The 13,928-nt window shown below is 66.0% G+C and carries 12 protein-coding genes; 11 read left to right on the plus strand and 1 reads right to left on the minus strand.

Annotation, left to right across the window (positions count from 1 at the left end; genetic code table 11):
* Positions 1–37 precede the first annotated feature (37 nt).
* The 11 genes from ISP20_RS20145 to ilvA all read left to right on the plus strand — a co-directional run bounded on the left by ISP20_RS20145 (position 38) and on the right by ilvA (position 13,441).
* Positions 38–721 (plus strand): TetR family transcriptional regulator, encoded by a 684-nt coding sequence (locus tag ISP20_RS20145; protein ID WP_204637936.1) that lies wholly within the window; start codon positions 38–40, stop codon positions 719–721.
* 399 nt (positions 722–1,120) lie between these two features.
* Positions 1,121–2,728: a 2-isopropylmalate synthase gene (locus tag ISP20_RS20150; RefSeq protein ID WP_204637937.1), complete on the plus strand. Its 1,608-nt coding sequence runs from the start codon at positions 1,121–1,123 to the stop codon at positions 2,726–2,728.
* Positions 2,729–2,743: 15 nt separating this feature from the next.
* Positions 2,744–3,682, plus strand: a complete 939-nt coding sequence (locus ISP20_RS20155) for a branched-chain amino acid transaminase (protein ID WP_121883563.1) — start codon at positions 2,744–2,746, stop codon at positions 3,680–3,682.
* Complete coding sequence (leuC, locus tag ISP20_RS20160) at positions 3,682–5,091, plus strand: 3-isopropylmalate dehydratase large subunit (protein WP_204637938.1); 1,410 nt, start codon at positions 3,682–3,684, stop codon at positions 5,089–5,091. Before ISP20_RS20155 ends, leuC begins: the two co-directional genes overlap by 1 nt.
* The gene (gene leuD / locus ISP20_RS20165; protein WP_204637939.1) at positions 5,088–5,672 is read left to right on the plus strand and encodes a 3-isopropylmalate dehydratase small subunit; all 585 of its coding nucleotides are present in this window, start codon (positions 5,088–5,090) and stop codon (positions 5,670–5,672) included. The genes leuC and leuD overlap by 4 nt, the downstream gene beginning before the upstream one ends.
* Entirely contained in the window at positions 5,669–6,766 is a 1,098-nt protein-coding gene (gene leuB, locus ISP20_RS20170) for a 3-isopropylmalate dehydrogenase (protein WP_204637940.1), read from the plus strand. The genes leuD and leuB overlap by 4 nt, the downstream gene beginning before the upstream one ends.
* Positions 6,767–6,795: 29 nt before the next feature.
* Positions 6,796–8,514, plus strand: coding sequence for a dihydroxy-acid dehydratase (ilvD, locus tag ISP20_RS20175; RefSeq protein ID WP_204637941.1), 1,719 nt, complete (start codon positions 6,796–6,798; stop codon positions 8,512–8,514).
* Positions 8,511–9,524 (plus strand): ketol-acid reductoisomerase, encoded by a 1,014-nt coding sequence (ilvC, locus tag ISP20_RS20180; protein WP_204637942.1) that lies wholly within the window; start codon positions 8,511–8,513, stop codon positions 9,522–9,524. Before ilvD ends, ilvC begins: the two co-directional genes overlap by 4 nt.
* A 189-nt stretch (positions 9,525–9,713) precedes the next feature.
* Positions 9,714–11,579, plus strand: coding sequence for a biosynthetic-type acetolactate synthase large subunit (gene ilvB / locus ISP20_RS20185; RefSeq protein ID WP_204638030.1), 1,866 nt, complete (start codon positions 9,714–9,716; stop codon positions 11,577–11,579).
* A 57-nt stretch (positions 11,580–11,636) separates the two neighbouring features.
* Positions 11,637–11,879, plus strand: coding sequence for an acetolactate synthase small subunit (gene ilvN / locus ISP20_RS20190; protein ID WP_204637943.1), 243 nt, complete (start codon positions 11,637–11,639; stop codon positions 11,877–11,879).
* Positions 11,876–13,441: a threonine ammonia-lyase, biosynthetic gene (ilvA, locus tag ISP20_RS20195; RefSeq protein WP_204637944.1), complete on the plus strand. Its 1,566-nt coding sequence runs from the start codon at positions 11,876–11,878 to the stop codon at positions 13,439–13,441. Before ilvN ends, ilvA begins: the two co-directional genes overlap by 4 nt.
* 35 nt (positions 13,442–13,476) lie before the next feature.
* Here the strand turns inward: ilvA and ISP20_RS20200 are convergent, their stop codons facing one another.
* A complete protein-coding gene (locus tag ISP20_RS20200) occupies positions 13,477–13,833 on the minus strand; it encodes a VOC family protein (protein ID WP_204637945.1) in 357 nt (118 codons plus the stop codon).
* Between the last annotated feature and the right edge of the window lie 95 nt (positions 13,834–13,928).

Here is a 13,928-nt window from a genome sequence, read left to right on the forward strand (position 1 = left end):
TGAGTAGGCATCGGCGTGCAATTGGCGGCGTTCCACCGTGTCGGGGTGCCGCTCGGGGCGAGTGCTATTATGTGAGGAAAGCCTCACATTGGAGTTTATGAGGATGGCCTCACAAATTACAAGCCAGGGCGCCCGCGCGCCCAGCCGCCGCCGCGGCCACGAACGCGTGGCGGCGCTGCTTTCGGCGGCTTCGGCGTGCTTCGTCGAAAAAGGTTTCGATGCCACCACGATGACCGAGATCGCCTCGCGCGCGGAGGCCTCCATCGGCTCGCTGTATCAGTTTTTCCCGACCAAGGAAGCGGTCGCCGAAGCGCTGATGACCCATCACGCCAGCGGCCTGAACGAGGCCATGGAGCGCCTGGTGGCACAGACGCCGGACTGGACCACGGAGGAACTTGCGGCGCGGCTGATCCGCGCCTTCGTGGACTATCGCAAGCAGCACCCCGCCTTCGCCACGCTGGCGGAAACGGCCGGTTCGCTGCCCTCCTTGCTGGGGCGCACCATTCGCCAGCGCATGCGCGATTATTTGAGTCAGATTATCGCCATCCACGCGCCAGGCATTGCCGCAGGCGAGCTTCGTCCTGCCGCGATGGTCGTTCAGCAATTCATGAAAGCCGCCGTCGCACTCGACAGCGAGCAACCCGCGACACTGCGCAAGGCCGCGCAAAACCAGCTGCAGCAAGCACTTTCGCTCTACTTGCGCGAACTCGCATCGCGCTGATCGAAGCGACGACTGTGTCGCACGTGCAACGCGTGCGTAGGACGTCCAGCCATCTGGACGTCCGAATGCCTAACTCGACACGCGATTCAAACATTTTCAAAAGAAACTGTTGACAACCCGTCGGAGGGGCCGTTAGGTTCGTCTGCATGTCGCAGCGCAACAGCCCCGATCGCATTGCCGAACCGATCCGTCCCCCGACGGTCGCCAGCCTGCTGCGACTTCGCACCAACCTCCTTCTTGCCCTTGTACTCGTACTCCTTATTACCAACGGAGGTGCGGGCTGAGGGCGTGTGTCCAGGTAACTAGAAAGACCACCTGAATACGACCAACAGAACCCCGCACCCGGTAACGGATGCGGGGTTTTTTGTTGCCCAAGGCGTGTGCCCATGGAGCAAAGCGATGAACCCCGATAACACACCGCCAGCGAGCGGCCACAGCGAGAACAGCGACGTGGGCGATCTAGCCGCCGAACGCGTGCGCATTTTCGACACGACCCTGCGCGATGGCGAGCAGGCCCCCGGCTTTTCGATGGATCGCCGGGCCAAACTCCGCATGGCGCATGCGCTCGAGGCGCTTGGCGTGGACATCATCGAGGCCGGCTTCCCCAGCGCCTCGCCCGACGATTTCGCCTCCGTGTCGGAGATCGCCCGCGTGCTCCGCGGCCCCACCGTGTGCGGCCTGGCGCGCTGCCACGACAACGACATCGACGCCTGCGGCCGCGCGCTGGAAGTGGCCCGCCACGGACGCATCCACCTGTTCCTGTCCACCAGCCCGCTGCATCGCGAGCACAAGCTCAACATGAGCAAGCAGCAGGTGATCGACACCGCCTGCGCCGCCATCGAGCGGGCGAAGAAGTTGTGCCACGAGGTCGAGTTCTCCGCCGAAGACGCCATGCGCACCGAGCCGGAATACCTGGTCGAGGTGTTCAGCGCGGCCATCGCCGCCGGTGCCACTACGGTGAACGTGCCCGACACGGTGGGTTACACCACGCCGCTGGAGATGGCCGAACGCATCACCTACCTGCGCAAGCATGTGCGCGGTGCGGACCAGGTAGTGTTCTCCACCCACTGCCACGACGACCTCGGCATGGCCGTGGCCAACAGCCTGGCCGGCGTCGCCGCCGGTGCGCGCCAGGTGGAATGCACCATCAATGGCATCGGCGAGCGCGCCGGCAATGCCTCGATGGAGGAAGTGGTGATGGCGCTGCGGGTACGCGGCGCGTTCTTCGGCGTGGACACCGGCATCGATGCGCGCAAGCTCTACCCCACCTCGCGCCTGCTGACCCAGCTCACCGGCCAGGCGGTGGCGCGCAACAAGGCAGTGGTCGGCGAGAACGCGTTCGCGCACGAATCGGGCATCCATCAACACGGCATGCTCAAGCATCGCGGCACCTACGAAATCATGCGTCCGCAGGACGTGGGCATGGGCGAGACGCGGCTGGTGCTGGGCAAGCACTCGGGCCGCCATGCGCTGCGCCAGCGCCTGCAGAGCCTGGGCCACGAGGTGGACGAAGCGGCGATGGACAACATCTTCGCGCGCTTCAAGGCGTTGGCCGACAAGAAGCGCGACGTGCACGACCAGGACCTGGAAGCGATCGCGCTGGGCATGGACCCTGAGGCGACCGGCCCCTGGCGCATCGTGCAGCTCAACACCAATTCGCACCTGGGCGGCAGCGCCTCGGCGTCGGTGAAGCTCACCCACGACAGCGGCCACGAAGTGGGCGAAGCGGCCATCGGCGATGGCCCGGTCGACGCCGTGCTACGCGCCATCGAACGCGCCACCGGCACGGCGCTCGACGTCACCCAGTTCCAGGTGCGCGCCGTGAGCGAAGGCGGCGACGCGCAAGGCCAGGCCCAGCTCACCGCGCGCCATGCCGAACGCGACTGGCGCGGCTCCGGCGTAAGCACCGACATCATCGAAGCGACCGCCCATGCCGCGCTCGCCATCGTCAACCGCATCGAACGACAACAACCCGTGACGCCACGGGCTGCGGTCGCCGCACTGTAGAAGGAGACTCAAGCGATGACCACGCCATTCCTGTGGCACAACGGCCAGATCAAGCCATGGACCGAGGCTACGGTCCACGTCAGCACCCATGCGCTGCACTACGGCTCCTCGGTGTTCGAAGGCGAACGCGTGTATGCGACGCCGCAAGGACCGGCCTATTTCCGCCTGGCCGACCACACGCGCCGCCTGTTCGAGTCGGCGCGCATCTATGAGATCGAGATCGGCTACAGCGAAGACGAGATCAACGCGGCCTGCCACGAAGTGATCCGCGCCAATCGCATGAAGTCGGCCTATGTGCGCCCCATCGTGTTCCGCGGCGCGGGTGGCCTGGGCGTGTTGCCGAAGACGGATTCGCCGGTGGACGTGGCGATCATGGCGCTGGAATGGGGCGCGTACCTGGGCGATGCGCTGGAGCATGGCGCCGACGTGTGCGTGTCGTCGTGGCAGCGCCCGGCACCGAACACCTTTCCCAGCTGGGCCAAGGCCGGCGGCAATTACCTCAGCAGCCAGCTGATCGCGCTCGAAGCGCGTCGCGGGGGCTACGCCGAGGGCATCGCGCTGGGCCACAACGGCCTGTTGAGCGAAGGCGCGGGCGAGAACCTGTTCCTGGTTAAGAACAACAAGCTGCTCACGCCGCCGACCAGCGCCGGCATCCTGGCCGGCATCACGCGCGAATCGGTGATCACCTTGGCCGGCGAGCTGGGCATCGTGGTGGAAGAACGCGACCTGCCGCGCGAAGCGCTGTACACCGCGGACGAAATCTTCATGACCGGCACCGCGGCGGAGATCACGCCCGTGCGCTCGGTTGATCGCAAGCCGGTGGGCGCCGGACGTCCGGGCGACGTCACGCGCGCGCTGCAGAAGGCTTTCTTTGGTTTGTTCGATGGCACGACAGCCGACCAGTGGGGATGGCTCACCCCCGTGCAGGTCGAAGCAGCGCAGGAGGCTGCGTAATGGCAAAGACATTGTTCGAGAAAGTGTGGGATGCGCACGTGGTCGCGCCCGAATCGGCGGACACCCCGGCGATCCTGTACGTCGATCTGCACCTGGTGCACGAAGTCACCTCGCCGCAGGCCTTCAGCGAACTGCGCGAGCGCGGACTGAAGCTGCGCCGCCCCGATCGCATGCTGGCCACGCTGGATCATTCCACGCCGACCTTGCCTGCCGGTCCCGATGGCGAGCGCCCTTATGCGAATGCCGAGGCCAAAGCGCAAGTCACGCAACTGGAGACCAACTGCGCCGAATTCGGCGTCGAGCTGCACGGCTGGGGCAGCAGCGACCGCGGCGTGGTGCATGTGTTCGGGCCTGAGCTGGGCGCCACGCAGCCGGGCATGACCATCGTCTGCGGCGACAGCCACACTTCCACGCACGGCGCCTTCGGCGCGCTCGCGTTCGGCATCGGCACCACTGAAGTGGGCCACGTGATGGCCACGCAGTGCCTGCTCCAGCGCAAGGCGAAGACGCTCGCCATCCACGTGGATGGTCATCTGCCCGCAGGCGTGGGCGCGAAAGACCTGATCCTGCACATCATCGGCGAGATCGGCGTGGATGGCGGCACCGGCCATGTGATCGAGTACCGAGGCGACGCCATCGAACAGCTGTCGATGGAAGAGCGCATGACGGTGTGCAACATGTCGATCGAAGCCGGCGCCCGCGCCGGCCTGATCGCGCCGGACGAGACCACCTTCGCCTGGTTGAAAGGCCGTCCGCGTGCACCGCAAGGCGCTGCCTGGGACGAGGCCGTCGCACGCTGGAAGTCGCTGCGCACGGACGACGGCGCCGAGTACGACCGCGAAGTGCGCATCGATGCGAGCAAGGTTCGCCCCACGGTCACCTACGGCACGCATCCGGGCATGGCCATCGCGATGGACAAGCCGGTGCCTGCCGCACGCAACGCGCAGGAAAAGCGTGCGCTGGATTACATGAAGGCCGAGGCGGGCAAGCCCATGCAGGGCACCCCGGTCGATGTGGTGTTCGTGGGCAGCTGTACCAACTCTCGCCTGTCCGACCTGCGCGAAGCCGCGCATGTGTTGCGCGGGCGTCGCGTCGCCGAAGGCGTGCGCATGCTGGTGGTGCCGGGCTCCGAAGCGGTGCGCCGCGATGCGGAACGCGAAGGACTGCATCACGTGTTTACTGCAGCGGGGGCCGAGTGGCGCGAGCCGGGTTGTTCGATGTGCATCGCCATGAATGGCGACTTCGCTCAACCGGGCCAACTGGTGGTGAGTACCTCCAACCGCAACTTCGAAGGCCGCCAGGGCAAGGGCGCGCGCACGGTGCTGGCGAGTCCCGCTACCGCTGCGGCTTCCGCCGTGGCTGGGCGTATTGCCGATCCGCGCGAGTACCTGACGGAGGTTGCCGCATGAAACCCATCACCCGCCTCCACTCCCGCACCGCCGTGCTGCCGGACGAGAACATCGACACCGACCGCATCATTCCCGCGCGCTTCCTCACCACCACCGAACGCGCGGGGCTCGGCAAGCTGTGCTTCAACGACTGGCGCTACCAGGCCGATGGCAGCGACAACCCGGCTTTTCCGCTCAACCAGCCACAGGCGAAGGGCTGCTCCATCCTCGTCGCCGGCCGCAATTTCGGTTGCGGTTCCTCCCGTGAGCACGCGCCGTGGGCACTGCTGGATTACGGCATCCAGGCCGTACTGTGCAGCGAGATCGCGGACATCTTCCGCAACAACGCGCTGAAGAACGGCCTGCTCGCCATCGTGCTGAACGAAGCCGAACACCGCTGGCTGCTCGAGCATCCCGGCGTCGAGCTTTCCATCGACGTGCGCGAGCAGGTGATCGCCCTGCCCGACGGCGGCCATATCCGCTTCCAGCTCGAAGCCTTCGCACGCCACTGCCTGCTCAACGGCGTCGATCAGCTTGGATACCTCCAGCAACACGCTGACGCCATCACTGCCTACGAACAACGCGTGGAGAAAGCCGCATGAGAGCGCACATCGTCACCCTGCCCGGCGACGGCGTCGGCCCCGAAGTCACCGCAGCGGCTGTCGCCGTGCTCGACACGATTGCCGCGCATTACGACCACCATTTCCATTTTGAGGAACATCAGATCGGCGGCTGCGCCATCGATGCCACCGGCGAACCGCTGCCCAAGGCATCGCTGGACGCATGCAAGGCGGCCGACGCGGTGTTGCTGGGCGCGGTGGGTGGGCCGAAGTGGTCCGATCCGAATGCACCGGTACGTCCGGAGCAGGGTCTGCTCGCGCTGCGCGCCGCGCTGGGCGTCTACGCCAACCTGCGTCCGCTGCAGGTCCATCCGGCGCTGGCCGAGCTGTCGCCGTTGAAGAACGAGAAGCTGAAGAACGTCGACGTGCTGTTCGTGCGCGAACTCACCGGTGGCGCGTACTTCGGCGCCAAGACGCGCACCATCGACACCGCCATCGACGAGTGCAAGTACACCGTGGCCGAAGTCGAGCGCGTCACCCGCCGCGCCTTCCAGCTGGCGCGCGAACGGCGCAAGCACGTCACCTCGGTCGACAAGGCCAACGTGCTGGAAACCTCGCGCCTGTGGCGCACCACCGTTCAGCGCATCGCGCAGGAATTCCCGGATGTGAAACTGGAACACCAGCTGGTCGATTCCATGGCCATGCTGCTGCTCACCCAGCCCGGCAAGTACGACGTGGTGGTCACCGAGAACCTGTTCGGCGACATCCTCACCGACGAGGCCGCCGCCTTGGCCGGCTCGCTCGGCTTGTTGCCGTCGGCGTCGCTGGGTGAAGCGAAGGGCGGACTGTACGAACCGATCCACGGTTCAGCGCCGGATATCGCCGGCCAGGGCGTGGCCAATCCCATCGGCGCGATCCTCTCCACCGCCATGCTGCTGCGCCACTCGCTGGGCCTGGAACAGGAGGCCGCGATGGTGGAGGCCGCCGTCGCCGACGTGCTGGAACACGGTCCGCACACCCGCGACATCGGCGGCAGCGCCGGCACGCAGGACGTGCTGGACGCCGTGCTCGCCGCCATCGACGAACACGCCTGCAACGCCGCGGCCTTCCTTCGCTGGGGGCGCGCCTGTGGCTGAGTCATCGACGAACACTTCAAGGAACACGCATGCGCAGTGACCTGATCAAGACCGGCCCCGACCGCGCGCCCGCACGCGCCATGTTGCGCGCCACCGGCCTGGACGACGAAGCGATCGCCAAGCCGCTGGTGGCGGTGGTGCATACGTGGTCGAACGTGAGCCCGTGCAACCTCAACCTGCGCGAGCTGGCCGAACATGTGGCCAACGGCATCCGCGCCGCGGGCGGCACGCCGGTGGAGTTCAACACCATTGCCGTCACCGACGGCATCGCCATGGGCACGCCCGGCATGCGTGCCTCGCTGATCAGCCGCGAGGTGATCACCGATTCCATCGAACTAGCGGTCGACGGCCACTGCCTCGATGCGATGGTGGTGCTGTGCGGCTGCGACAAGACCATTCCTGCCGCCGCCATGGCGATGGCCCGGCTCAATATCCCGGCCGTCGCGATGTACGGCGGCACCATTGCGCACGGTACCCACGACAACCATCCGATCACCATCCAGCAGGTGTTCGAGGCCGTCGGCGCGCATGGTGCGGGCAAGATCAGCGACGCCGAACTCACTTCGGTGGAACGCGATGCCTGCCCCGGCGCGGGTGCCTGCGGCGGCCAGTTCACCGCCAACACCATGGCGATGGTGTTGTCTACGCTCGGCCTGTCGCCGATGGGCTTCAACGATATTCCCGCCACCCATCCGGCGAAGGCCGTCGCAGCACATCGCTGCGGCGAACTGGTGATGGAGTGCCTGAAGGAGAACCGCACGCCGCGCGAACTGCTCAGCGAAACGGCGTTCCGCAATGCCGCGCGCATGGTCGCCGCCACCGCCGGTTCCACCAACGCCGTGTTGCATCTGCTCGCCATCGCGCGCGAAGCCGGTACGCCATGGACGCTGGAGGATTTCGAGCCGGCCTCCAGGCACACGCCGGTGATTGCCGATCTCCTGCCCGGCGGCCGCTATACCGCGGTGGAAATGTTCGGCGCCGGCGGCAGCGCGCGCGTGGCGGAAGAACTCATCGCGGCCGACATGCTGATCGATGCGCCCACCGTCACCGGCCGCAGCCTGTTCGAGGAAGTAGCGGCAGCACCGCGAGCGGAGACACAGGACGTGGTGCATCCGGTCGCGCAGCCGCTGAAGCCGCGCGGCGGCTATTCCATCCTGTACGGCAATCTCGCGCCGGAAGGATGCATCCTCAAGCTGGCCGGCAAAGGCGCCAATCATTTCGAAGGCCGCGCGCGGGTGTTCGAAAGCGAGGAACAAGCCTTCGCCGCCGTGCAGGGGGGCAGCATCGAGAAGGGCGACGTCATCGTCATCCGCAACGAAGGCCCCGCGGGCGGTCCCGGCATGCGCGAAATGCTCGGCGTCACCGCGGCGCTGATCGGCCGCGGCATGGGCGACGACGTGGCGCTGATCACCGACGGCCGCTTCTCCGGCGCCACCCACGGTTACATGGTCGGCCACATCGCACCGGAAGCCGCACGTGGCGGCCCGATCGCGCTGTTGCACGAAGGCGACCGCATCCGCATCGATGCCGAGTCGCGCCAGATCAGCACCACCGCCGATCTCGCCGCGCGCCGCGCGAACTGGCAACCGCCGGCGCCCAAGGTCACACGCGGCGCCATGGCCAAGTACGTCGCCCTGGTGGGCTCCGCTTCCGAAGGCGCCACCACGCAACCCTCCGCATCACGCAGTTCATCCGCCTCTGTTTCCCGACACGTCAACGAAGACACGAACGCAGGAGTCACCGCATGAGCAACAACAACGACACGCTGGCCAAGGCCCGCATCGCCGTCCTAGGCTTCGGCAGCCAGGGCCGCGCCCACGCACTCAACCTGCGCGACTCCGGTCTCGACGTGGTGGTTGGCCTGCGCAAGGGCGGCCCCTCGTGGGAGAAGGCCCGCGCCGAAGGCTTCCATGTGGCCGAGCCCGGCGAAGCAGTGAAAGACGCCGATCTGGTCGCCGTGCTCACGCCCGACATGGTGCAGCCGGCGCTGTATCGCGAGCACATCGAGCCGAACATCAAGCCCGGCGCCGCGCTGCTGTTCGCGCATGGCTTCAACGTGCACTTCAAGCAGATCGATCCGCGCAAGGATATCGACGTGGTGCTGGTGGCACCGAAAGGGCCGGGCGCGCTGGTGCGCCGCGAGTACGAAATCGGCCGTGGCGTGCCCAGCATCTGGGCCGTGCATCAGGACGTCAGCGGCAACGCCGAAGCCAAGGCCAAGGCCTATGCCGATGGCATTGGCGGCGGCCGCGCGCTGCTGATCAAGACCGACTTCAAGGAAGAGACCGAGACCGATCTGTTCGGCGAACAGGCGGTGCTGTGCGGCGGCGCCAGCTCGCTGGTGCAGGCCGGCTTCGAAACGCTGGTGGAAGCCGGTTATCAGCCGGAAATCGCCTATTACGAAGTGTTGCACGAGCTGAAGCTGATCGTGGACCTGTTCTACGAAGGCGGCATCTCGCGCATGCTCGAATTCATTTCCGAGACGGCGCAGTACGGCGACTACGTCAGCGGCCCGCGCATCATCGATGCCGACACCAAGGCGCGCATGAAGGACGTGCTCAAGGACATCCAGGACGGCACCTTCGCCAAGAACTGGATCGCCGAATACCAGGCCGGCCTGCCGAACTACAAGAAGTTCAAGCAGGCGGACCTGGAGCACCCGGTGGAACAGGTGGGCGCCAAGTTGCGCGCGCGCATGCCGTGGCTGCAGGCCAATGCACCGAAGGCCGCTGCCGAGCCGCTCAAGAAAGTAGGTTGAAGTCACACCGCTGCTGCACACGTCGCAGCAGCGCACAGGTTGTTGTTCGACTTAAGAGGGGTGCTTCTCCCGCAAGCACGCATTGCCCCTCCTTGGCCCTCCCTCGGCGATCGAGGGAGGGAGTTTTTCCAACCGACTTCCGACCGCCGTTGCAACGGCGGCACCCTGGGGAAAACCGACCACGTGAACATGCCACTGCAGAAGGAAATACCCGCACCCATCGCGACCCATCCGCTCGCCGGCCAGAGCATGAGCGGCGCGGAAGTGGTGGTGCAGGTATTGGCCGATGAAGGCGTCGACGTGCTGTTCGGTTATTCGGGCGGCGCGATCCTGCCTGTGTACGACGCGGTGTTCCGTTTCAATGCCACCCATCTGTCACCCATGGGCGGCGAGCCGATGCCGCTGATCGTGCCTGCCAACGAACAGGGCGCGGGCTTCATGGCTGCCGGTTATGCGCGCGCCTCGGGCAAGGTGGGCGTCGCCATCGTCACCTCCGGTCCGGGTGCCACCAACATGGTGACGCCGGTGCGCGATGCCATGTCCGACTCGGTGCCGATGGTGGTGATCTGCGGCCAGGTGCCCACAGGCGCACTCGGCAGCGACGCTTTCCAGGAAGCGCCCGTCAGCAACATCATGAGCCCGTGCGCCAAGCATGTATTTCTGCTCACCGATCCGGAGCGGCTCGAAGTGACCTTGCGCACCGCGTTCGAAATCGCGCGCAGCGGACGTCCCGGACCCGTGGTGGTGGATATTCCCAAGGACGTGCAGAACAGTCCCCTGACGTTTGCCGGCGAAGGCACCCTGCCCATTCCCGGCTATCGCGCACGCCAGCACGCCATCCAGAACGCGCGCGTGGACGATGCGCAATGCGCGGCCTTCTTCGATGCGCTGGCGAACGCGAAGCGACCCCTGATCTACGCTGGCGGCGGCATCATCGCGGGCGAGTCGTCGGCCACCCTGCGTGCGTTCGTCAAGCAGTTCGGCCTGCCCGTGACGACCACCCTGATGGGCATCGGCGCCATGGACACGACCGAACCGCTCGCGCTGCACATGCTGGGCATGCATGGCACGGCCTACGCCAACTACGCGGTGGAGGATTGCGACTTCCTGCTCGCGCTGGGCGCACGCTTCGACGACCGCGTGGCGAGCGTGCCGGACAAGTTCGCGCCGCACGCGCGCTTCATCGCGCAGATCGACATCGACCCGGCCGAGATCGGCAAGGTGAAGTCGGTGCACTGGCATCATCACGGCGATCTCGACGCCACGCTGTCGCGGCTGCAGCAGTATGGTCAACGTCACGACCTGCATTTCGCTGCCGATGGCCGCTATGCGAACTGGCACGCGCATATCGCCGCGCTCAAGCATACCCATGCGCTGAACTACGACCGCGACAGCGCGCTGATCCAGCCCCAGGCGGTGATCGAGACAATCAACCAGCACACGCAAGGCCGTGCCGTGATCAGCACCGGCGTGGGCCAGCACCAGATGTGGTCGGCGCAGTATTTCGATTTCCGCGAGCCGCGCCATTGGCTCACCTCCGGCTCGATGGGCACGATGGGCTTTGGCCTTCCCGCGGCGATCGGTGCGCAGTTCGCACGCCGCGATGCCGTGGTGATCGATATCGACGGCGATGCCAGCATCCGCATGAACCTCGGCGAGCTGGAAACCGTCACCACCTATGGCCTGCCGGTGAAAGTGGTGGTGCTCAACAACATCGGCGACGGCATGGTGCGCCAGTGGCAGAAGCTGTTCTTCCGCGGCCGCTTTGCATCGTCCGACAAGAGCCTGCACAAGAAGGACTTCATCAAGGCCGCGCAGGCCGACGGTTTCGAATGGGCGAGACGGCTTGAGAGCAAGGCGGAACTGGCGGAGACGATCGCGGACTTTCTGGCCTTCGAGGGACCGGCGTTCCTTGAGGTGATGATCGATCCGGATGCCGGCGTGTATCCCATGGTGGGGCCCGGTGCGACGTATGCGCAGATGATCACGGGAGATTTCATTCCGTCGCGGGTAGCGCCGGATGCGCAGGGTAGTTCGACGAGCGACATGTTCTAACGCTCGTCATCCCGGCGCAGGCCGGGATGACGGATAGGTAGGGCTACGGAGTTGAAAATGAAACACACGCTTTCCATCCTCCTGCAAAACGAATCCGGCGCACTGATGCGCGTGGCCGGCCTGTTCGCCGCGCGTCACTGCAATATCGATACGTTGACGGTCGCTGCGACGGAAGATCCGGCCGTATCGCAACTCACCCTGGTGCTGCAAGGCGCGGACGACACGGTGGAGCAGATCATCAAGCAGACGCGAAAGCTGGTGGATGTGATCGAAGTGAGCCACCCGCTCGCCACGTCATGAACGCACTTGCCGCCACCGCCGATGACGAGACTCGGCTGAGCGAACACGAGCTGTTGCGGCAGACGGTGGGCGCGCGTGTCTACGAGGTGGCGCGCGAAACCGCGCTTGAGCCGGCGGAACTGCTGTCAGAACGGCTGGGCCAGCGCGTGCTGCTCAAGCGCGAAGACCAGCAGCCCGTGTTCTCGTTCAAGCTGCGCGGCGCTTACAACCGCATGTCGCAGCTGAGCGCGGGCGAGCGCGCACGTGGCGTGATAGCCGCTTCGGCGGGCAACCATGCCCAAGGCGTTGCGCTCGCTGCCGCACGACTGGGCATCCACGCGGTGATCGTGATGCCGGTCACCGCGCCGCAGGTGAAAGTGGAAGCGGTGCGTCGCCTGGGCGGCAAGTATGTGGCGGTGATGCTGACAGGCGACTCGTATAGCGATGCGCAGGCGGCCGCCGCGCGGTTGCAGGCCGAGCACGGCTACACCTTCGTGCACCCGTTCGACGATGCCGCGGTGATTGCGGGACAGGCGACGGTAGGCATGGAGATCCTGCGCCAGCATCCGGGCCCGCTGCACGCGATCTTCGTGCCGGTGGGCGGCGGCGGCCTGATTGCGGGCGTGGCAGCCTATGTGAAGGCACTGCGCCCTGAGGTGAAAGTGATTGGCGTGCAGACCTGCGACTCCGATGCGATGGTGCAGTCGCTGCACGCGGGCACGCCGGTCAGCTTGTCCGAAGTGGGTCTGTTTGCCGACGGCACCGCGGTGAAGCGCGTCGGCGATCTCACCTTTGCGCTGTGCCAGCGCTACGTGGACGACATGCTGCGCGTCGATACCGACGCCATCTGCGCCGCCATCCGCGATGTGTTCCAGGACACGCGCAGCGTGCCCGAGCCGGCCGGTGCGCTGGCGCTGGCAGGACTCAAGCAATACGTGGCAACGCGTGGTGCGTCGGAACATCCGATGGTCGCCATCGTGTCTGGCGCGAATCTCAACTTCGACCGCCTGCGCTTCGTGGCGGAGCGCGCCGAAGTGGGCGAGCAGCGCGAGGCGGTGTTCGCCGTCACCATTCCCGAGGAACGCGGCAGCTTCCGCCGCTTCTGCGCCGCGCTGGACCAGCGCAGCATCACCGAATTCAACTACCGCATCGGCAATGCCGCCCAGGCGCATATCTTCGTGGGCGTGCAGACGGCGCATCGCGATGAACGCGAGACCTTGATCGCCGCCTTCCGCGAGCACGGCTTCGGCGTGCTCGATCTCACCGACGACGAACTGGCCAAACTGCATCTGCGCCACATGATCGGCGGCAGTTCACCGCTGGCGCGCGACGAGCGGCTTTACCGTTTCGAGTTTCCCGAGCGGCCGGGCGCGCTCACGCGCTTCCTCGGCAACATGCATCCGGACTGGAACATCAGCCTGTTCCATTACCGCAACCAGGGTGCCGACTACGGCCGCATCCTGGTCGGTATCCAGGTACCACCGGACGAGCGCGCGCTGTTCCAGGCCTTTCTCGACACGCTGGGCTATCCGTTCCGGGATGAGAGCGAGAATCCGGCGTATCGGTTGTTGTTGAGGGAATGAGGTCCGTCAGTCGCGCACAGGGTGCGCTCCTACAGTCACGACCCCACCACCTCCAACTCAAACACATGGTTGTCGTAGTCGCTGAAATACAACGCCGTGTCCTCGCGCGCCATCTGATAATCCAGCGCCAACGCGTCCATGCGTGCGGCACAGGCCAATTGCTCTTCCTTGCTCACGGCGAAGGCGATGTGATCGCCGTTGCGTGAGGCCGGCCCATTACCTCGGATCAACGCGAACTCCAACCCGCCGATCTCGACGATGACTTCGGGATGCGCATCCTGCGGATCCTCCCCGCGAACGATGCGCGCGTCCGGAAATACCCCGGTCAACAGATCGGCCGTACGGGTGGGATGGGCAACGATCAGGGCGATGTGGCTCAGGGCTTGGGGCATGGGCCTGGTCCGGCGGTGAAACCTCAAGTTTAGGCCGCTTTGTGACCGTGTTGCGACACCGTGCGGCTTGCAAAGCGGGCCTGCGTCACGCGACC

It is taken from the genome of Dyella kyungheensis (genome assembly GCF_016905005.1).
Lineage (GTDB): Bacteria > Pseudomonadota > Gammaproteobacteria > Xanthomonadales > Rhodanobacteraceae > Dyella > Dyella kyungheensis.